Annotated in this window: 17 protein-coding genes and 1 riboswitch; of the genes, 7 read left to right on the top strand and 10 right to left on the bottom strand. The window is 61.0% G+C overall.

The annotated features are described in order from the left end of the window. Nucleotides 1-161: 161 nt before the first annotated feature. A complete protein-coding gene (locus tag AEYBE204_RS27830) occupies nucleotides 162-2,237 on the bottom strand; it encodes a TonB-dependent receptor domain-containing protein (protein ID WP_023461739.1) in 2,076 nt (691 codons plus the stop codon). A 202-nt stretch (nucleotides 2,238-2,439) separates the two neighbouring features. On the opposite strand from AEYBE204_RS27830, the gene AEYBE204_RS27825 reads away from it, so the two are divergent. Together AEYBE204_RS27825 and AEYBE204_RS27820 are read left to right on the top strand one after the other, a co-directional pair. Next, nucleotides 2,440-3,234: a DUF4198 domain-containing protein gene (locus AEYBE204_RS27825; protein ID WP_023461738.1), complete on the top strand. Its 795-nt coding sequence runs from the start codon at nucleotides 2,440-2,442 to the stop codon at nucleotides 3,232-3,234. A 12-nt stretch (nucleotides 3,235-3,246) separates the two neighbouring features. Next, nucleotides 3,247-3,735: an EF-hand domain-containing protein gene (locus tag AEYBE204_RS27820; protein ID WP_023461737.1), complete on the top strand. Its 489-nt coding sequence runs from the start codon at nucleotides 3,247-3,249 to the stop codon at nucleotides 3,733-3,735. A gap of 40 nt (nucleotides 3,736-3,775) precedes the next feature. Here the strand turns inward: AEYBE204_RS27820 and AEYBE204_RS27815 are convergent, their stop codons facing one another. Next, a complete protein-coding gene (locus AEYBE204_RS27815) occupies nucleotides 3,776-4,879 on the bottom strand; it encodes an alpha/beta hydrolase (RefSeq protein ID WP_235068097.1) in 1,104 nt (367 codons plus the stop codon). 147 nt (nucleotides 4,880-5,026) lie between these two features. On the opposite strand from AEYBE204_RS27815, the gene AEYBE204_RS27810 reads away from it, so the two are divergent. Continuing rightward, nucleotides 5,027-5,257: a hypothetical protein gene (locus AEYBE204_RS27810; protein ID WP_023461735.1), complete on the top strand. Its 231-nt coding sequence runs from the start codon at nucleotides 5,027-5,029 to the stop codon at nucleotides 5,255-5,257. A gap of 57 nt (nucleotides 5,258-5,314) precedes the next feature. After that, nucleotides 5,315-5,546: riboswitch (cobalamin riboswitch) on the top strand. Between the two features lie 108 nt (nucleotides 5,547-5,654). Then, entirely contained in the window at nucleotides 5,655-7,961 is a 2,307-nt protein-coding gene (metE, locus tag AEYBE204_RS27805; RefSeq protein ID WP_031230214.1) for a 5-methyltetrahydropteroyltriglutamate--homocysteine S-methyltransferase, read from the top strand. Nucleotides 7,962-8,000: 39 nt separating this feature from the next. Here the strand turns inward: metE and fahA are convergent, their stop codons facing one another. From fahA to AEYBE204_RS40675, 6 genes are all read right to left on the bottom strand, one after another. Beyond that, complete coding sequence (gene fahA / locus AEYBE204_RS27800; RefSeq protein ID WP_023461733.1) at nucleotides 8,001-9,266, bottom strand: fumarylacetoacetase; 1,266 nt, start codon at nucleotides 9,264-9,266, stop codon at nucleotides 8,001-8,003. A 98-nt stretch (nucleotides 9,267-9,364) separates the two neighbouring features. Continuing rightward, complete coding sequence (gene hmgA / locus AEYBE204_RS27795; protein WP_023461732.1) at nucleotides 9,365-10,690, bottom strand: homogentisate 1,2-dioxygenase; 1,326 nt, start codon at nucleotides 10,688-10,690, stop codon at nucleotides 9,365-9,367. 84 nt (nucleotides 10,691-10,774) lie between these two features. Further along, a complete protein-coding gene (locus AEYBE204_RS27790; protein ID WP_023461731.1) occupies nucleotides 10,775-12,094 on the bottom strand; it encodes an NCS2 family permease in 1,320 nt (439 codons plus the stop codon). Between the two features lie 335 nt (nucleotides 12,095-12,429). After that, complete coding sequence (locus tag AEYBE204_RS27785; protein ID WP_023461730.1) at nucleotides 12,430-13,344, bottom strand: 5'-methylthioadenosine/S-adenosylhomocysteine nucleosidase; 915 nt, start codon at nucleotides 13,342-13,344, stop codon at nucleotides 12,430-12,432. A 58-nt stretch (nucleotides 13,345-13,402) separates the two neighbouring features. Beyond that, nucleotides 13,403-15,382 (bottom strand): PAS domain-containing methyl-accepting chemotaxis protein, encoded by a 1,980-nt coding sequence (locus tag AEYBE204_RS27780; protein ID WP_023461729.1) that lies wholly within the window; start codon nucleotides 15,380-15,382, stop codon nucleotides 13,403-13,405. Between the two features lie 132 nt (nucleotides 15,383-15,514). Further along, nucleotides 15,515-15,691, bottom strand: coding sequence for a hypothetical protein (locus tag AEYBE204_RS40675; RefSeq protein WP_023461728.1), 177 nt, complete (start codon nucleotides 15,689-15,691; stop codon nucleotides 15,515-15,517). 251 nt (nucleotides 15,692-15,942) lie between these two features. Here AEYBE204_RS40675 and AEYBE204_RS27770 point away from each other — a divergent pair, with 251 nt between their 5' ends. Next, nucleotides 15,943-16,146 (top strand): hypothetical protein, encoded by a 204-nt coding sequence (locus AEYBE204_RS27770; RefSeq protein WP_023461727.1) that lies wholly within the window; start codon nucleotides 15,943-15,945, stop codon nucleotides 16,144-16,146. Nucleotides 16,147-16,230: 84 nt separating this feature from the next. Then, the gene (locus AEYBE204_RS27765) at nucleotides 16,231-16,671 is read left to right on the top strand and encodes a pyridoxamine 5'-phosphate oxidase family protein (protein WP_023461726.1); all 441 of its coding nucleotides are present in this window, start codon (nucleotides 16,231-16,233) and stop codon (nucleotides 16,669-16,671) included. Nucleotides 16,672-16,675: 4 nt separating this feature from the next. Here AEYBE204_RS27765 and AEYBE204_RS27760 read toward each other — a convergent pair whose 3' ends face one another. Together AEYBE204_RS27760 and AEYBE204_RS39440 are read right to left on the bottom strand one after the other, a co-directional pair. After that, the gene (locus AEYBE204_RS27760) at nucleotides 16,676-17,419 is read right to left on the bottom strand and encodes a CVNH domain-containing protein (protein WP_023461725.1); all 744 of its coding nucleotides are present in this window, start codon (nucleotides 17,417-17,419) and stop codon (nucleotides 16,676-16,678) included. A gap of 105 nt (nucleotides 17,420-17,524) precedes the next feature. Further along, complete coding sequence (locus tag AEYBE204_RS39440; RefSeq protein WP_023461724.1) at nucleotides 17,525-18,505, bottom strand: EF-hand domain-containing protein; 981 nt, start codon at nucleotides 18,503-18,505, stop codon at nucleotides 17,525-17,527. A 321-nt stretch (nucleotides 18,506-18,826) separates the two neighbouring features. Between AEYBE204_RS39440 and AEYBE204_RS27750 the strand changes: the two genes are divergently transcribed. Next, nucleotides 18,827-19,582 (top strand): hypothetical protein, encoded by a 756-nt coding sequence (locus AEYBE204_RS27750; RefSeq protein WP_023461723.1) that lies wholly within the window; start codon nucleotides 18,827-18,829, stop codon nucleotides 19,580-19,582. The last annotated feature ends 168 nt before the right edge of the window (nucleotides 19,583-19,750 follow it).

Raw genomic sequence — 19,750 nt, 5'->3', positions numbered from 1 at the left:
GCAGAGCGAAGCTGACGGAGGGGGGCGACTCCGAAACTTCCCGCACGTTGAACCGTTTGGCGCTATCCCCCTCCGCCTCAACGCTGCGCGTTTCGGCACCTCCCCACGCAAGCGTAGGGAGGAGAGAGCTGAATGACGTCTCCACTTTAAGCTATTCCTGTCTAGAAGGTCTTGCCGACGCTCAGGCGAAAGGTCTGGCCCTCGGCCGGCAGGGCCGACAGGTGGCGCTGATAATATTTGTCGAAGATATTGTCCCAGTTCAGACGCACATCGAGGCCTTCCAGCGGACCGCCGTCGGCGCGGTAGCTGAGGAACAGATTGTGGATCGTATAAGATTTGTGCGAGGTCGAGGGGCTGACCACGCCCGCCGTCGTATAGGCGTATTGCTTGTCGGCGATCTCGCCCTTCCAGCCGACCGTCAGGCCGAGGTTCGGAATGATATAGCCCGCCGTCAGGTTCAGTTGTTCCGCCGGGATCGTGGCGAACGGAATATTGGTCACCTTGTTATAGCCGTTGACCGTCGAATAGGCCGCGCGGGTGAAGAACCGGCGCGAGGCGTATTCGGCCTCAAGCTCGGCGCCTTCGTACCGGGCTTCGCCGACATTGGTGTAGGCCGATGACGTCGCCGTGGTGCGCGTGATCAGGTTCTTAATATCGTTCTGATAGACGGTTAGCTTGACGTTGAAGCCGTCACCCGCCTGGATCAGGCCGCGCGTCGAGAACGACGCCCCGATTTCACGGTTTTCCGATTCTTCGGGTTGAAGGTTGAGGCTGATCGTCTGGGCCGCGCCACGGGTGTAGATTTCATCCAGCACCGGCGAACGTTCGGTGTGCGCCAGCGAGCCGAAGACGTTGATCTTGTCCGTCACGGCGTAGATCACGGCGACCTTGGGCGAGACGGCGTCGAGATCGACTTCCGACGGCATGCCGGTCGAACCGACGACATAGGTGCCCGCGCCGGGCTTCAGCTTCGACTTGTCGAAACGGACGCCGGGGATGACGGTCAGCTTGTCGCCGATCAGGATTTCGTCCTGCACATAGAAACTGACACGGTTCATATCGCCTTCGGGGTGCGTCGTCGCGCCGTTGGTGACGGTGCCGGTCAGGCTGTAGCGCGGGTTGCGGCGCTCCTGATTATAGGTCTGCACGCCGACGGTGAGGAAGTGATCGAGCGGCCCCGTAGTGAAGCGCGAGACGTTCTCGACCCTGGCCTGCACGGTCTTGTAGCTATATTGCGAGGTATAGCCCAAAGCCGTGGGCGAGAAGGTGTTGTCGCGCTGATCGGTGGCGGATTCGTCGAACGCGATCTGCGCCTTGATGTCGAGCCAGTCATTGCCTTCGAAGCTGTTGTCGTAGCCGATGACATAGTTGGTGTCTTCGGTTTGACGGCGCACCATATTGGTGAAGGCGGCGGCCTGCTGATCATAGAGTTGGTACGAGTCGCTCGACCATTTCTGCGCCGAGGCCCAGACGCTGTGTTTGCGGTCGCCGCCGATATAGTAGCGCGTCTTGACCAGCACCGAGTCGCCCGAGGCCTGCGACGGCGACACCACATTGCCGTTGCCGTCCTTATAGTCGTTCGAGTCGCGCTTATTGGCGACGAACAGCAGGTCGAGGTTTTCCAGCGGCTTTACCGCCACGATGACCGAAGCGAGAGTGCCCTTGGCATTGGTGTCGTAACCGCCCTTGAGCCTTACGGCAAGCGTGTCGTCGCCCTTGAGGAAGTCCGACGCGTCCTTGGTGGTGAAGTTGACCGTCCCGGCCAGCGCCCCCGTGCCGAACACCGTCGAGGACGACGGGCCGCGCAGCACTTCGACGCGCTTATACAGTTCTGGATCGGTGAACAGGCTGCCCATGCGGTAACCTTCGAAGAACTTGGTCACGCCGTCGATGGTGAAGACGACGCGGCTGTCCGATTCCGACAGGGCCGTGCCCATGCCGCGGATGTTGAAGCCCTGCCCCAGCGACGACACGCCGCCCGCCGCATCGACCCCGGCGACGCTTTCCAGCAGCTCACCGACGGTGCCGGCCTGAGCCGCGTCGATGTCCTTTTGATCCAGAACCGTGACCGATTGCGGCGTGTCGGTAGCGACCTTTTCCTTACCGGCGGACACGACGATCTTGCCGAGCGACAGCTTGGTCGCAGCGCTGTCCTCGGTCGTTTCCTGCGCCAGAACCGGCGCGGTTGAAAGGGCGAAAGCACTGACGGCCAGAAGGCAGGTATATTTAAACGACATCCCCATTACTCCTTTAGAAAACTGGCTCACACGCCAGATGAGGTGGCAATATAACACCGTTGTTACATTTGCGAATAATTCTCATTGACTCGGTGCCTATACCTCACGCCGCAGTGCGTCAAGGGACTTGCAAATAATAATGATTCTCATTAGTAAGTTGTGACAATGCGACCACATCGCGTTTCAACCCTTGGGGACCACCATGTCGACATCACTGAAATTGAGCGTCAGCTCATTGATCCTGCTGGGCTTTTTAGCCGCACCCGCCCTTGCCCACTCACCCTATCTCAAGCCGAACAGTTTCACGCCCGCCGCCCAGCGCGATCATGTCACCGTCGAAGCCTCGTTCGCCGAGGGCGATCTGCGCCCGGATGTGGCGATGAAATCCGACAGCTTTTCGGTCACCGGTCCGGACGGCAAGGTCACGCCGCTGACGCCCGCCGCCACGCTGCGCGACGCGGTGTTCCTCGAAGTGCCGCTGGCCACGCCGGGCACCTTCCTCATCTCGTCCGGCGTGCGTAAGGGCCGCGTCGCCAAGGCCGCCCTCGTCAATGGTGAAGTTCAGTTCATCGAGCCCGGTAAGACCCCCGCCGCCGGGGCGCAACTGGTCGACGTCCAGAGCCTGACCCGCGCCGACGTCTATGTAGCGCACGGCACGCCGACCAAGCCCGACATCGCGGTCGAGGGCGTGCAGATCCACCCGGTCACCTCACCCTACGACGCCTATGCCGGTGAGCCGGTCACCGTGCAGATCCGTGAAAACGGCAAGGGCCTGAAGGGCGAAAGCCTGACCGTCATCACCGACGGCCAGACCTATGCCACGACCAAGTTCGCCGAATATGACCTGAAATCCAACGACACGGGCGAAGTCACCTTCACCCCGAAAACCGCCGGTCTGTACCTGCTTCAGGTTCGCGTCCGCCGCCCCGCCGATGGCACGCCGAACCTGTGGAACAGCCACACCGCGACCCTGACCCTCGAAGTCCTCCCGCAGTAAAAAGAGCTTAACATGAAATATCTTATCCTCGCCCTCGCCCTTTCGGCGATTGTCGCCGCCCCGGCCTTCGCCGCCTCGCATTCCTCCGCCGTCTTCATCGAAGAGCAGGACCTCAATGGCGACGGCAAGGTTTCGACCGAAGAGTTCAAGACCGGTCGCAAGGTCGAGTTCGTCAAGGCCGACTTCAACGAAGATGGTGCCTTAAGCGAAGTCGAATATGTCGGCGAATTTGAGGGCCGTCTGATGGTCCGCCTGAGCCAGATCGCCGATCCGGAAAAGCGTCTGGAAGAAAACCAGCGCCAGATGCGTCAGGCCAGGGTCCGCTTCGGTGTGCTCGATACCGATAAGAACGGGTCGATCAGCTTTGAGGAATATCTGGCTTCGGGCCTGCGCATGATCGGTATGCACGACCGCGACAAGGACGGTTTCGTCACGGACAAGGACGTCGCCCTCGCCGAAAAGGCCGCCAAGGAAGGCAAAAACGATTTCGTTCAGCCGTAAAACGAAAAAGCCCTCCGGATCGCTCCGGAGGGCTTTTTGTTTAGAACGAGCCGCGCAGGTCCATGGCCGCCATCGTCCCGGCCAGCTTGGCCTCTCCCGTCACCAGCGCCATGCCGAAGAATTCGTGCGTCGCGCCTTCAAACACCCGCGAATTGACCTCGACCCCAGCATCTTTCAGCTTTTCAGCGAGGATTTCGCCGTCCGAACAGAGCGGATCGATCTCGGCCATGATCAGGGTCGTCTTCGGCAGGCCGTGCAGATCGGCCTTGCCGATGGCGTCGATGCGCGGATCCTGAAGGTCCTGTTCACCGTTGGTATAGTGCTTAACGAACCACTGCATCATCGCCTTGTTGAGCGGCTTGGCATTGGCGTATTTGATGTAGGATTCGGTTTCCATATTCACGCCGGCGACCGGATAGACCAGCACCTGATGCACCGGTAGTGGCAGACCGACGTCGCGCGCCTCGATGGCGGTCGCCAGCGCCAGATTACCGCCGGCGCTTTCGCCGACCAGCGCCACGCGTTCCGGATCGCCGCCGTACTGCGCCGCATGGGCCAGCACCCAGCGGTAGGCCGCAAAGGCGTCGTCGTGCGCGGCGGGGAACTTGTGCTCCGGCGCGTGGCGGTATTCCGCCGAAATCACCACCGCATTGACCAGCTTCGACAGGGCGCGCGGCGAGGAATCGTAAACATCAATATCGGCGATGACAAAACCGCCGCCGTGGAAATAGAGGATGACCGGCAGCGGCTTGTCAGGGCTGGAGCCCTCGGGGATATAGACGCGTGCGGGCAGCGGGCCGGCCGCGCCATCATAGGTGATGTCCTGGGTTTCGACGCCCAGCGGATCGTTCGGATCCATGCCCTTTTCGCGCAAGACCTTGGCCGCGCCATCGGCGGGCGTCGGCTGCAACCGCGCCTCGTCGGGTGTCAGGGTCTCGATCGGCAGAGGATTGAGGCTGGCCAGCGCATCGAGCACACGCTGCATATCGCCGTCGGGTATATTGGGGGCGTCGGGGTCCTTACCCATCAGTTTATCGGCGATGTCGGACAGGGGCTTGGTGATCGATTCGAGCACGACGGTCTCACAAAACAGGGGGTGCAGTTGGACCTCCACCTTGCCGGTTTGTGCGTAAGTAAGAACCACGAGCACCCGACTCTCAGGTCAAATCACCATAAAAACCCGTCCCTTAGGGCCGAATCGACCTTGCCGCTTCCTTACGAAACGCCGTGTAACCGGTACTGATAATTACGTTCTCGCCTGTCATGCTGAGGTAAAGAAAAGGAGTTTCCCATGACTCAGTACCACGAAGACCCACTGCATGCCGAAGGCGACGAACAGACCCGCGCCGGTCCCGAAGGCCCCGGCAATCTGCCGTCACGCCGCCTGCCGTGGGGCGTTGTGTCGATTATCGCTGTTGTCGCCGGTTTTCTGATCGCCTTTACGGCGTTGAACCACGAAAGCCCGACGGCAAAAGGTCCTGAGGCTGTCTATGACGCCAACCGCCCGACGCAAACTCAATAACACATAATCATATAAACATATCTTTATATCTCTATTGCAATTCCACGGACAAGGCCGTATAGGTGCCTTGTCCGTGGTTCTGCGTGCCCGCAAGGGAACGCAGCTAAGAGGGAAGCCGGTGACCTGAGCGCATTCCAAAAATGCGCGCCTCAAGGAAGTCCGGCGCTGCCCCCGCAACTGTCAGCGGCGAGTTCTGATCAGCATATGCCATTGGGGTGACAGCCCGAGAAGGCGAGATTGGAACGACGACCCGCAAGCCAGGAGACCTGCCATCGACCTCATATCCACACCGGGCGGGGTGCACCGGCGATGCGTCATGACATCGTTCAGGCCCCTCACCTGCGCAGGAAGGTTGACGCACGCCTTAACACACGCCCTCACATCACGGGGTTACGTTGTGTCATTATCCATTCCTGTCGCCACCTTGGGCACGCCGCGCATCGGCCTTAAGCGCGAGCTGAAATTCGCTCTCGAATCCTACTGGGCGGGCAAATCCGATCAGGCCGCCCTTCTCGATACCGCCAGAGCCTTGCGCGCCGCCAACTGGGCGCGGCAAGCCAAACGCGGCGTCACGATCATGCCGTCGAACGATTTTTCCTTTTACGATCAGGTACTCGACACCTCGCTGATGGTGGGTGCCATTCCGGCCATCTATGGTGATAAGGCCGATCTCGACACCTATTTCGCCATGGCGCGCGGGGCGCAAGGGGCCACCGAAACCTGTGCCCACGGTCATGTCCATACGACCGGCCATGGTGTCCCGGCGCAGGAAATGACCAAGTGGTTCGACACCAATTACCACTACATGGTGCCGGAATTCACCCCTGATCAGGCCTTCCGCCTGACCTCGCTGAAGCCCGTCGAAGAGTTCATCGAGGCGAAAACCTTGGGCCACCACACCCGCCCGGTGTTGGTCGGACCGGTGACCTTCCTCACCCTCGGCAAGGGCGTCGAGCATCCGGTGCGCCTGATCGACCGCCTGCTGCCGGTCTATGTCGACCTGTTGAAAAAGCTGGCCGACGCCGGGGCTGACTGGGTGCAGATCGACGAACCCGTTCTGGCGCTCGATGGCAGTGTCGATGTCGCCGCCGCTCTGCAAAAAACCTACGCGCGCTTCGCGACCGAAGTGCCAGAGTTGAAGATCATGGTCGCCAGTTACTTTGGCGATCTGAACGAGAATCTGTATGTCGCGACCTCTCTGCCCGTCGCGGGTCTGCATATCGATCTTGTTCGTGCGCCTGAGCAACTCGACGCCGTGCTGGACGCCGCACCGAAAGACCTGACCCTGTCGCTGGGTGTCATCGACGGCCGCAATATCTGGCGCGCCAACCTGCCAGCCATCCTCGACCGCATCGCGCCCGCCGTAAAACGCGGCAACATTCAGATCGCCCCGTCGTGTTCCCTGCTGCATACGCCGATCGATCTGGAACTGGAGACCGGTCTCGACGCCGACGTAAAATCGTGGCTGGCCTTCTCGGTACAGAAGCAGTCCGAACTGGTCATTCTCGCCCGCGCGCTTAACGAAGGCCGCGACAGCGTGAAGGCCGAACTCGACGCCTCGGCTCAGGCCGCCGCCGCCCGCGCCGCCTCGCCAAAGGTGCATAGTGCCGCTGTCCGGGCGCGTTTGGCGGCGGTCACTCCGGATCAGGCGCAACGCGCGCAGCCCTTTGCCGCCCGTGCCGCGCTTCAGCGTCAGGCCTTTGCCCTGCCGGCGTTTCCGACGACGACCATTGGCTCGTTCCCACAAACCTCCGAAGTGCGCAAGGCGCGTTCCGACCACGGCAAAGGCACCATCGACGACGCGCAGTACGAACGGTTCCTGAAGGACGAGACCGAACGCGCCATCCGCTGGCAGGAAGAGATCGGTCTCGATGTGCTGGTCCACGGCGAGTTCGAGCGCAACGACATGGTGCAGTATTTCGGCGAGCAGCTTTCAGGCTTCACCTTTACCAAACACGGCTGGGTGCAGTCCTACGGTTCGCGCTGCGTGCGACCGCCGGTACTGTACGGTGACGTGGCGCGCCCGGCACCGATGACGGTGGCGTGGTGGCAGTATGCGCAAAGCCTGACCGACCGACCGGTCAAGGGGATGCTGACCGGGCCGGTGACTATCCTCAACTGGTCCTTCGTGCGCGACGACCAGCCGCGTTGGGAGAGTTGCCGCCAGATCGCGCTCGCCATTCGTGACGAGGTGAGCGACCTCGAAGCCGCCGGGGCGAAGATGATCCAGATCGACGAGGCCGCCCTGCGCGAAGGCCTGCCGCTGCACCGAAGCGACTGGGCGCATTATCTCGATTGGGCCGTGGAGTCGTTCCGCCTGTGCGCGTCGGGCGTGCGCAACGAGACCCAGATCCACACCCATATGTGTTATTCGGAGTTCAACGACATCATGGACGCCGTGGCCGCGATGGACGCCGACGTCATTTCCATCGAAACCTCGCGCTCGAAGATGGAGCTGCTCGACGTGTTCAAAACGACGAAGTACCCCAACGAAATTGGGCCGGGCGTCTATGACATCCACAGCCCGCGCGTGCCGGAAGTGTCGGAAATGACCGATCTGCTGTCGCTGGCGCGCGAGCGTCTGTCGGACGCGCAGATCTGGATCAATCCGGACTGCGGCCTGAAAACCCGAAAATGGGACGAGGTCAAACCGGCCCTGGTCAACATGGTCGCCGCCGCGAAAGCCTTGCGCGAACCGGTGTGATACGGCGAGCTGCGCTACAGCATCATACTGTAGCGCAGCTTATCCTCTTATAGTGCCCCGGCACTCGCCAAAGCCAATCGGCGCAAACCCGTCAGTCACGCCGCGCGCCCTTAGGGTCACCTCGTCGCCGTCCTGAAGGAAGGTCCGTGTCTCGCCGGAAGGCAGTTCAATCGCCGATTTGCCGCCGTTTGTCATTTCCAGCAGGCTGCCGTGCATACCGGCGTCCGGTCCCGACAGCGTCCCTGTCCCCAGCAGATCGCCGGGCCTTAAGTTGCAGCCGCCGACCGTATGGTGCGCGATCATCTGCGCCACGGTCCAGTACATGTGGCGGCTGTTCGACCGCGCCAGTCGATGCGGCGGCAAACCCTGCGCGCGCATCTGCGCCGTCAGGATCGACACCCCCAGTTCGAGATTCAACGCACCCGTCGCCTGATCGCTGTCGCTCCACAGATAGGGCATGGGGTGTGGATCGCCCTCCACTCGCTGGGTTTGCGCCACGCGAAACGGCGCCAGAGCCTCCGGCGTAATCACCCACGGCGAAACGGTGGAGGCGAAATTCTTGGCCAGAAACGGCCCCAGCGGCTGATATTCCCACGCCTGCACGTCGCGCGCCGACCAGTCGTTGAGCAGGCAGAATCCAGCTACCTGATCGGCGGCGTTATCGATACCGACCGGCGCGCCCATCTCGTTGCCGGGACCGATCCACACCCCGAGTTCCAACTCGTAATCCAGTCGCTTCGACGGCCCGAAAATCGGCGTGTCACCGTCCGGCGCTTTCGTCTGGCCGTGCGGACGATGCACGTCCGCGCCCGACGCCTGCACAGACGAGGCCCTGCCATGATAGCCGATCGGCACGTGCTTATAGTTCGGCAGCAGAGGATTGTCGGGACGGAACAGCGCGCCGACGTTCTGCGCGTGATGGATACCGACATAGAAGTCGGTATAGTCGCCGATATGAAATGGCAGGTGCAGAGTGCAATCCGACGCCTTGTGCAGACAGGCTTCCGCCAGCGCGCGATGCGGGCTGCCGTCACGCAAAACCTCCACCAGCCGCAGGCGCAAAGCCCGACGCGGCGCGCTACCCAAGGCCATGAACGCATTCAGCGTTTCGCCTTGCGGCACGACATCGAACAGGGCTTTCGCCGCCGTCAGGTCGAGGATCATGTCGCCTATGGCCACGCCCGGACGCGGCGTGTCACCCGTCCTGAAAATCCCTAGCGGCAGGTTCTGGATCGGAAAATCGGGGTGTCCATTGGCGGACGTGACCCAGCTTTTCAGGGTGATGTCATGGGTGTGATCGATCATGCTTTCCTTTCCCCTCGCCCCCCATTCTTGACTTTCAGGGGGAGAGGGTGGCCCACAGGGCCGGGTGAGGGGGAGTTACGAACGCCGGTGTTGCCCCCTCACCCTAGCCCTCTCCCCGTAGGGGCGAGGGGATCAAAGCGAGACTCTAACCTCTGTCCATACATGCCGTACTCGGCCTGCCGCATCGGACTCTCCCAGGCCCAACGCGTCACCTGTTGCGGCAATCGCGTCTCCAGCATGAAGGCCAGTGTCCCTTCCAGCTTCTGCGGTTTCAACTCGGCACGGGACGCCGCCGCAAAGGCCTCGGCGTCCGGGCCGTGCGGGATCATCCGGTTGTGCAGCGAGGCTGCGCCCGGTGCGAAACCGTTCGGTTTGGCGTCGTATTGCCCGTGGATCAGGCCCATGAGTTCGCTCATAATGTTCATATGATACCACGGCGGCCGGAAGCTGTGCTCGGCGACCAGCCAGCGGTCGGGGAAAATAACGAAGTCGATATTGGAGGTGCCCGGCACCTCGGACGGCGAGGTCAGGACGGTGAAAATCGACGGATCGGCGTGGTCGAACAGCACGGGCCCCATCGGGCAGAACTTGCGCAGATCATATTTATAGGGCGCATGGTTACCGTGCCACGCCACGACATCGAGGGGACTATGGGCGATATCGGCAGCCCACAGATTACCGCCCCATTTGATGTAGAGCTTCGAAAGCGTTTCAACATCCTCGAACGCCGCCTGCGGGTAAAGAAAGTCGCGCTCGTTGGCCAGGCCATTGGCACCGATGGGACCGCGCTCCGGCAATTGAAACGGCGGGCCGTAGTTTTCGCACAGATAGCCCCGCGACGGGCTGTCGACTTCCAGCCGGAACTTGACGCCGCGCGGGATGACGACGATTTCGGCGGGCTCGGCCTCGATTAGCCCCATCTCGGTATAGAAGCGCAAACCGCCCTGTTGCGGCACAAAGAGCATCTCGGCGTCGGCATTGTAGAAATATTCGTCCCGCATCGACCGCGTAAACCCATAGACCGACGCTGCCATACCGTGCCCGGCCTCGACATCGCCGCACGTCGTCAGGGTGTGGACGCCTTGCGGAAACGCGACCTCGCCCTCCGGCAGCGGCAACGGGTCCCAGCGCAGGGGCTGCGGCGGCACCTCGATCTCACGCGGCCCAACATCGCCTATATGCGCGGAGCGCCAATCACCCGCCTCGACCTTCAAAAACGCGCCCCAATGCGCCAGAGTCGGGCGGATGCGATAGAGCCAAGACCGGCGGTTCTGCGCGCGCGGTGCGGTGAACGGCGTGCCGCTCAACTGCTCGGCATAGAGGCCATAGGGACAGGTCTGCGGCGAATTCTGCCCGTCCGGCAAGGCATTGGGCAGGGCTTCGCTGGCGTGATGATTGCCGAAACCGGAGAGGTAAGCGGACATGGACGTTTCCCGTTATATTTTGTCACAATTGTAACTAAAATAACGAAACGCTCAAGCGTCATTTCCTGTGTTCACGGGCAAGTGTTAGCCCGCGCTCAGATAGATAAAGCGGAACACGAACAACCCAGCCAGCACCAGAAGCATCCAGTCGCTCAACCGTGCCTGACCGCGCAGCAGCTTGATCACCGCATAGGCCGTGATCCCGAACGCCAGACCGTTAGCGATGGAAAAGGTCAGCGGAATCCCGATCAGGATCAGGAACGCCGGAACGGAAACCAACGGATCGTCCCACTCGATTTCGCGTAAGGGTGCCATCATCATCGCCCCGACGATGATCAGGGCAGGCGCTGTGGCGGCGGCGGGGATGACCTGCGCATAGGGCGCGAAGAACATGACGATCAGGAACAGCAACCCGGTCACGACCGCCGTCAGGCCGGTACGCCCGCCTTCGGACACACCCGCCGCGCTTTCGATATAGGAGGTCACCGTCGAGGTGCCGAACAGCGCGCCGACCATAGAGGCAATCGAGTCGGTAAACAGGATGCGATTGAGGCGCGGGATCGTACCGTCGGGCTTCATCAGCCCGGCTTTTTTCGACACGCCGACCAGGGTGCCGACATTGTCGAACAGATCGACGAACAGGAAGACGAAGACGATCTCAAGGATGCCGAACCCAGTCTTGCCGATATCGAGCGCCGCGGGAATATCGAGCGCAAACGCCGTCGCCGTCAGGTCCGTCAGGCTATAGGGCGCGGGCATATAGGTCACCATGCCCAATACCCAGCCAATGCCCGCCGTGGCTAAAATCCCGATCAGGACCGCGCCCTTGACGCGCCACGCATTCAGGATGGCGATGATCAGCAAGCCGCCGAGCGCCAAGGCCGGGACCGGCGATTTGAGGTCGCCGAGACCGACGGTGGTGGCCGGATTGGCGACGATGATCCCGGCTTCTTTCAGGCCGATAAAGGCGATGAACAGGCCGATGCCACCGGCCACGGCGGCGAACAACGGCTTGGGGATGGCGTTGACGATCATCTGACGGACGCCGCCGAAGGTCAGCAGCAGAAAACAGACGCCCGAGAGAAAGACGCAGCCTAATGCCGTCTGCCACGGCAGGCCCATGCCCTTGACGACGGTGAAGGTGAAATAGGCGTTCAACCCCATGCCCGGCGCCATGGCCAGCGGGTAGTTGGCGACCAGCCCCATCAGGATCGAAGCGAACGCCGCCGAAGCGCAGGTCGCGGCGGCAACCGCAGCCAGCGGCATCCCCGTCTGCGACAGGATCGCCGGATTGACCAGCACGATATAGGCCATGGTCAGGAAGGTCGTGAACCCGGCCATGACCTCGGTGCGGACATTGGTGCCCTGTGCCGTCAGGCCAAAATACTTATCGAGAAACCCCATGATCGTCCCCACACACAAACCCGGATATTAGCGCCCAAGGCTTGGTGTTCCGCAAGCTGAAAGTTAAAGACTTAACCAGTGGAAATTTCGGGAAGTAACGATGGCCCCCACCACCACATCTAGCCGCTGCGCGGCGTCGTGCGGTCCCCCTCCCCGACCTCATCCATTGCGCTGAATCTTTTGCGCTGAGGCCAGGGAAGTATGAAAGAGAGTCATTTCTGAATCATACCTCCCCAGCTTGCTGGGGAGGGGGACCGCACGAACATGCCGAGCCTTGGCGAAGCATGTGAGATGTGGTGGTGGGGGCCCTTACTAAGCGCGAACTCCAGCAAAGTTTAAGGCAAAGCCCGGATAAACCTGCACACCACCGTCGCTGAATTTTCCGCTGCCAGCGTCATGAACACCGCCATCTGATTGGCGTGCTCGTCGCCGCCCGCCAGATCCGACAGACTGCGGAAAACGATAAACGGCACACCGTTGGCATAGGCCACCTGCCCCACGGCGGCGCTTTCCATATCAGCGACGCGCGCTTTGAACACCCGATGCAGATAGTCGCGGTAATCGGCATTATCGACAAAGGCCGAAGACGAGACTCCCTCGCCGCCCACATGCAGCTTCGGGCGATGATCGAGGCATTGGCCGTCTTTGGTACACCATGCCAGTTCGGTCTGCTCCAGTCCGGCGGCCACGGCCAGCATGGTCGGATCGGCCTCGAACCAGACCTTCGGTTTCGCAGCTTCCGCCGCATTGCCGACCACGACCGAATTGGGGATCATCATACCGTAAGGCGCCATACCGTCAGGCGCCCAGGTCAACCAGTCGGGCTTTACGAAACCACTCGCTGTTTTCCGCCCCATGATCGTTTCCAGCGACTGCGCCCAGCGCGTCGGTACGACCACGTCGCCGATCTTCAGCGTCGGATCGATCCCGCCGGCGATCCCGGAAAAGACGATATGCTCGACATGAAAGCGGTCGATGAGTATCTGCGTCGTCATGGCGGCATTGACCATCGACATGCCCGACATGGCCAGGACCACCGGCTTGCCTTCCAGCGTCCCGGTGACGTAGCTCATGCCATTGATCTTATGGGTCTTTGCGTCACCCAGCCGTCCGATCAGGGCCTGCCATTCGGGCTCGAAAGCCGACATGACCGCGATGCGCGGCATCGTATCCAGTCGTTCACCCGCGCGCGTCCCGGTCACCATTACCCCCAAAAGGATCGTCAGCCAGACACCCAAAGCCCGCCACATGTGTCGCTCCTTCGCAGTTGCGAAAGGCTAGCGCGAGACGTCGGCTCGGGCAATCAAATTATGCGGCATAGACGGCGCTGGCGGCTTCCATGAAACGGACGCCGATATCGCCCTTGCCGCGACGCGCGATACGGCAGCGGCGGCGGCCCGGCTCGTCGCTGATTTCCAGATCGAAAACGTCCGGCAAATGCTGATGATCGGCGATAATCAGCTTGGCACCGCTCTTCGACTGATTGCGCAGCGAGCAGTTGATCGATCCGCCGTGCGGCAAGATGATGCGCGCGGCCTTGGCGGTGCGAATGCGCGCATCGAAGCGGCGCTCTTCCATCCCGATGATCCAGTCGTCGAGATTGCGCCCGATATCGGCCACGCCGCCCGCCGCCACGTGCATATTGGCGGAGATTTCCTGCGTCACCGCGCTTTGTTCCTGAATAGATCCCGTCGCCGTATCGACAAAACCCTGCACTTCGTCGATGGCGGTGGTGATCGATTCCAGCGCGCCGACGACCTGATCCGACAGGGTCTGCATCCCGGCGATCTCCGTAGAGATACGCTTGGTCGCCGCGCTCGTCTGGGCGGCGAGCACCTTGACCTCATTGGCGACGACGGCAAAGCCGCGCCCGGCCTCACCGGCGCGCGCCGACTCGATGGTGGCGTTGAGCGCCAGCAGATTGATCTGCCCGGCGACCTGCGCGATCAGTTGCACCACACCGTCCATCGACTGCGCGGCATTGCGCATTTCGCCGGTCGAACGGCCTGCGGCGCTGGTGCGGGCGTGGATCTGATCGACGGCTTCCTTGGTGCGCAGCATGCTGGTGGCGATGTCGCCGACCGAGACGTTCATTTCCTCAGCCGCCGCGGCGACTGTTTCGACATTGTTGAGCGTGTCTTCGGCGGCTTCGACGGCGCGCGAGCGAGCCCCCATGCTGGCGGTGATGTCGGTGGCGTATTTGACGATCTTGACCGGCTGACCATTGGCGTCGAGGATGGGGTTATAGGTCGCCTGAAGCCAGATCAGCTTCCCGTCCTTGCCGAAACGCTGATAGATGGCCGACAAGGCTTCGCCGCGCCCCAGCCGCTCCCAGAAAACGCGGTATTCGTCGCTGGTGGCGTAATGCTTGGCCACGAACATCCGGTGATGCTGGTCCTTCACCTCGTGCAGGCGGTACCCCGTGGCGGTCAGGAAGTTGTCGTTGGCATCGATGATCGTGCCGTCGAGACGAAACGAAATGACCGCCTGGGTGCGGTTGATCGCGGCGATCTGGCCTTCGTAATCGGCGTTGCGGCGCTTTTCGGCGGTGACGTCGGTGGCGAACTTGACGATCTTTATCGGGCGCCCCGTCTCGTCGAGGATCGGGTTATAGGTGGCGCGAATCCACACTTCACGGTTGCCCTTGCCCAGACGACGGTATTCGCCGGCCTGAAACTCGCCGCGACGCAGAGCGGCCCAGAAAGCGGCATATTCGGGCGACGAAGCCTCTTCCGGCGTAACGAACATCCGGTGATGCTGTCCGGCGATCTCGCCCACACCGTAGCCCATCGCATTCAGGAAATTGTCGTTGGCCTCAAGGATAATTCCGTCCAGGTCGAACGCAATCACCGCCTGAGCGCGCTGGATGGCGGCGATCTGACCGGCGTCGCTGATCGAACGGTGCTTGTCGGCGGTAATATCAGAGGCGATCTTGACGATGCGCGTGACGCGACCGCGCGCGTCCGTCACCGGATTATAGGTCGCCTGAAGCCAGATTTCGCGCCCGCCCTTGGCGACGCGGCGGAATTCGCCGTCCTGAAAATGCCCGGCACGGAGCGAGGCCCAGAAGGCGCGGTAGGTGTCGCTGTTTTCCTGCCCGTCCGGCATGAACATACGGTGCGGCTTCCCGATCACCTCGGATTCGCTGTAACCCATCGTCTTCAGAAAATTGCCATTGGCCTCCAGCAGCCGACCCTCGGTGTCGAAACTGACCACCGCCAGAGACTGATCTATGGCGCGTTGAAGGGCGACATTGCGGGCTAGCGATGCAGGGGTCCACAGGGGCATGGGCGCGCTCCGTACTCAATACTACTTACAGGTGTGGATAAGATTGCCCGGTTCGGTAAATTATCACTTAACCTGAACGCCGCCGTGCCCCGCGGTCACAAAAAAAGCGAGCCCGAAGGCCCGCTTTTTTGTCTACCGATCCTGCTGATTACCCGAATGGGTGGTATTGATCTTCGTATTGGCCGACTGACCCTTCTGGTCCGGATTGACCGAGTCGTGGGCGATGTTCGGATCGGCATTGGTGGCGTGGGCGTCCGCAGGACCGTTGGGGCTGCGGCTGGCCGGCGGAATGGGGGGCATATGGCTCATAAGAACACTCCTTTTACGAGCATCCATCTTAGGGGCAAGGCTCATAAGCGGACAATCAGAAGCCCCACCCCAGACCTAAAGCTTTGATCCCTGCCGCATCTTTACAGCAAAAAAAGCGCGCCCCCTGCTCAGCTCAAGGGCTAAAAATAAGCGCGCAATAGGGAAGACGGGTTTTAATGGGGGTTAACCTGTTATAAACAGGCCGGGGCGATACTTCTTTCGTTCCCTATTCAGTATTGAGAGACGCGTTTATGTCCTTTGTTCGCACGCTGCTGCTGCCCAAGAAAATCCTGACCGCCGCCTGGGTCATGGTCGCGACTCTGTGGGTCGCCATCGCCGTCGAGCACTTTACCGAGGTGCAGACCCTGCCCTTCGTCAAGACCGTCTTCTTCTATCTGCTGCTGGACTATGTGTGGACCTCGCTGTCGCGCGAATGGTCCAAAAGCGAGTCCTGACGCCGGACAGCCTCCATCCGGCTCGATTCCTTACACGGCGGTGCGTCACAGTGTGCGCCGGAAACGCTGTAAAGGAACGCCCCCATGAGCCTCTCTCTCGAAGACATCGCCAAGGCGATGAAGGACATCGACCTCTGCCTGCTGACGACCAGCGCCGCCGATCACGACGGCCTGCGCACCCGACCGATGAGCAATAACAAAAAGGTCGAATACAACGGCGACTCGTATTTCTTCGCCAATGGCGACACGTCGGTCGTGCGCGATATCGCCGCCAATCCCGAAGTCGATCTCGGTTTCAGCCACCTGCCGGCCCTGCCGCCGCCCTTGGGCAAGGCCGTGTTCCTGTCGGTCAATGGCCGCGCGGAGTTGATCCGCGACCGCGCCGAGATGGAAAAGCACTGGGACAAGGATATCGAGCTGTGGTTCAAGGACGGTCTCGATACGCCGGGCCTGACCCTGATTAAGGTCCATGCCCGACGCATCAAATACTGGCGCAACGAAGAGGACGGCGAGTTGATCCTGTAGGGGATCAGTCGCGGCAGACCAGATTGCCGTTGCGGTTCTCGACAACATTGGTGCGGCAGCCCTGAAGATTCAGTGCCGTCGGATTATAGCTGTTGTACTTGTTACGGCACTGACCCGACAGGGTGTCGCCGCGCAGGCTGAGATCGCGGCAGGTTTCACGGTAATTGCCTTCCGGCAGACGACCATTACCGCCATTGCCGTATCCGCCGCCATAGTTGCCGCCGTTATACCCGCCTGCACATTGCAGATTGCCGTTGCTGTTCTCGACATAACCGCCGCGGCATTCGCGCAGGGACATAGAGCTATAGTTATAGCTGCCGTACTTGTTGCGGCACTGCGCCGTCAGGCTGTCGCCGCGCACCTCGATATTACGGCACGAGTCGCGGTAGTTGCCGTCGGGCAGACGGCCATTGCCGTAGCCGCCACCGGAATTGCCGCCGCTGTATCCTCCGGCGCATTGCAGGTTACCGTTGCTGTTCTCGACGAAGCCGCCCCGGCATTCGCGCAGGGACAACGACGTATAGTTATAGCTGCCGTACTTGTTGCGGCACTGCGCCGTCAGGCTGTCGCCGTGCATCTCGATATTGCGGCAAGTTTCGCGGTAATTGCCGTCGGGCAGGCGCTCATAACCGCCGCGCTGCTGGGCCGGTTGCGCACCGCGATCCTGAGCGGCGGCTGCCGACGGCAAGACGGCGCTCAGGGCGAGAGAGAAAACGAATCCGGAAAGTATCGAAAAAAGTTTGCGCATGGCGGCGAGTCCTCAGATGCCTTGTTATGAGGCTACTTAAACCCCGCTTGCCTGAACCGAAGGTGAACGGAAAAAGAGCGGGCCGTTCTGACCCGCTCTTTTTGGTTACGCGGCGACCGAAGTCGTCGTACTGGTCGTCTGGTCGGCGATCACGCTGGCCATCGACTGCATCCAGCGGCTGGTCAGGGCCGCGAACTTGGCAGCGGTCGCATCGCTACTGGCAGAGGCGCTGTCAGCCGAAGTGCTGCCGGTCGAGGCCATCTGCGTCGCACCCCCTGGCGGCGGCGGGCCGTTGGCGCGCATCTGTTCGTCGAAGCTCGACTTTTCGCTTTCGGTCACCGATCCGTCGCCGTCAGAGTCCATCGCCGTGAACAGTTCCTCGATCTTCGACGTATCACCACTTTCGTCAGCCCCCGAAGCCGCCGTCATTTCGTCGAGGCTCACAGTGCCGTCCTGATTGGTATCCAAGGCGTCGAAGCTTTGAGCGCCGCCGCCCATGCCGCCCATACCCTGAGGACCACCCGGACCGCCCGGCGGCGGGCCGTTGGCGCGCATCTGCTCATCGAAGCTCGACTTCTCGCTTTCGGTCACCGAACCGTCACCGTCGGAATCCATGGCCGAGAACAGTTCCTCGACCTTCGACGTGTCTTCGCTCTCGTCGGTGCCGGACGCCGCCATCATCTCATCGAGGCTGACCGTGCCGTCTTCGTTGGTGTCGAGTTCGTCGAAGCTTTGCGGCGCGCTACCGCCCTTAGCGCCACCGGTCCCGCCCATCGGCGGCGCACCGCCTTCACCCTGACTCGCCTCCTGGGCCTGTAACATGCCGCCCATAGTCCCGGACGCAATCTGGGTCTGAAGGTAACTGACGCTTTCCTCTTCGGTCACCGATCCATTGCTGTCGGTGTCCATGCTGGCGAAGCGTTTCGCCACCGAAGCCGCATCTTCAGTCTTGCCCGTCTTGCTGGTGGGCGCGCCGGAGGTCATTTCCTCCAGCGTAATGCCGCCGTCGCTGTTGGCGTCGATTTTGGAAAAAATCTTCGCCTGCATTTGCGCCAAGGCGGCCGCAGATGTCGATCCGATCTGCATAATCCATCTCCTTTTACAAGATTCGTCAACATGACGAACCCCATATGAAGATGATCTTATTCTTAATGATGTATTTAATTAACACTAATTTCTTACTCGAAACGAGAAAGACATATTTTAAACTTTAATTATGCCAGATTTAACTTAGACTATATCATGAAAAATACAATTCAAGCGCTTTTTTCTTACCGGCAAAATTTACCCTGCTTGGCGCTCACCTCATGCCATCTGAATCTATGTCATTGCCGCCATATTCCAACCATGTAAAAAGCACATATGGACCTCAAATAAGCGTCCAATATATCCGGCGGGAACCTTCTTATGACGATCAAGACCCTCGTTTCTTTCAGTTTCATGGCACTGGCCATCGCCGCGCCCGTGCTGGCGCAACCCGGCCCTCCGGGCGGCGGTGGTGGTCGTCCGAACATGGGCCCGCCCCCTTCCGGCGATCAGGGCCCGCAGAACAGCGGCCACACAGTCGGTCAGGCGGTCTTCTTCAGCCCGTCGGGCGAAGTGTTCAAGGCGCCGCTGAACGCCCCCTATCCTTCGGCCATCTGGTTCGCCGCCGCCGATACGGACAAGGACGGCGCCCTGTCGCGCGACGAGTTCATGACCGACGCCCTGCGCTTCTTCGCCATCGTCGACCGCGACGGCAAGAAGATCATCACCTCGCAGGACAACAGCAACTACGAAGCCGTTCTGGCTCCGGAAATCGCCGGTTTCAGCCCACTGGTCAGCCAGCCGAAGAACCCGCGCCGCGCCGAGGACGAAGGCGACAAGGAAGCCACCCAGAACCGCTACGTCAAACGCGTGGTCGGCGCCGCCCAGTTCAGCCTGATCAACGAACCGCAGCCGATCCGCAACGCCGATACCAATTTCGACTTCCGCATCACGATCGAAGAATGGATCAATGCCAGCGGCCAGCGCTTCGACATGCTCGACGCCAATAAGGACGGCAAGCTCACCTTCGCCGAACTGCCCAAGACGCCGCTGCAACGCGGGCTGGAACAACGCGCGGCGGAACGCGAAAAACAACAGAAGAAGGGCGGCGGCCTGTTCGGTGGCAAAAGAGAATAGATTACCGCTCTCAACTTAGACTTTGCTTGCCGTCGATGCCGAATGAACAGCATCGACGGCATTTTATTTAGTAACAAAAGAAACGTGTTGCGATTTAAGAACGAATGCAACCGCTTTGTTTGCAAAAGCAACGACAGGTTCGTGCAAATTTTTGCCACGCGGCGCAAG

The sequence above is a fragment of the Asticcacaulis sp. YBE204 genome (assembly GCF_000495855.1).
In the GTDB taxonomy this organism is placed as follows: Bacteria; Pseudomonadota; Alphaproteobacteria; order Caulobacterales; family Caulobacteraceae; genus Asticcacaulis.
Note: the sequence above shows the minus strand (reverse complement) of the source record. Positions and strands in the feature narration are given on the sequence as shown.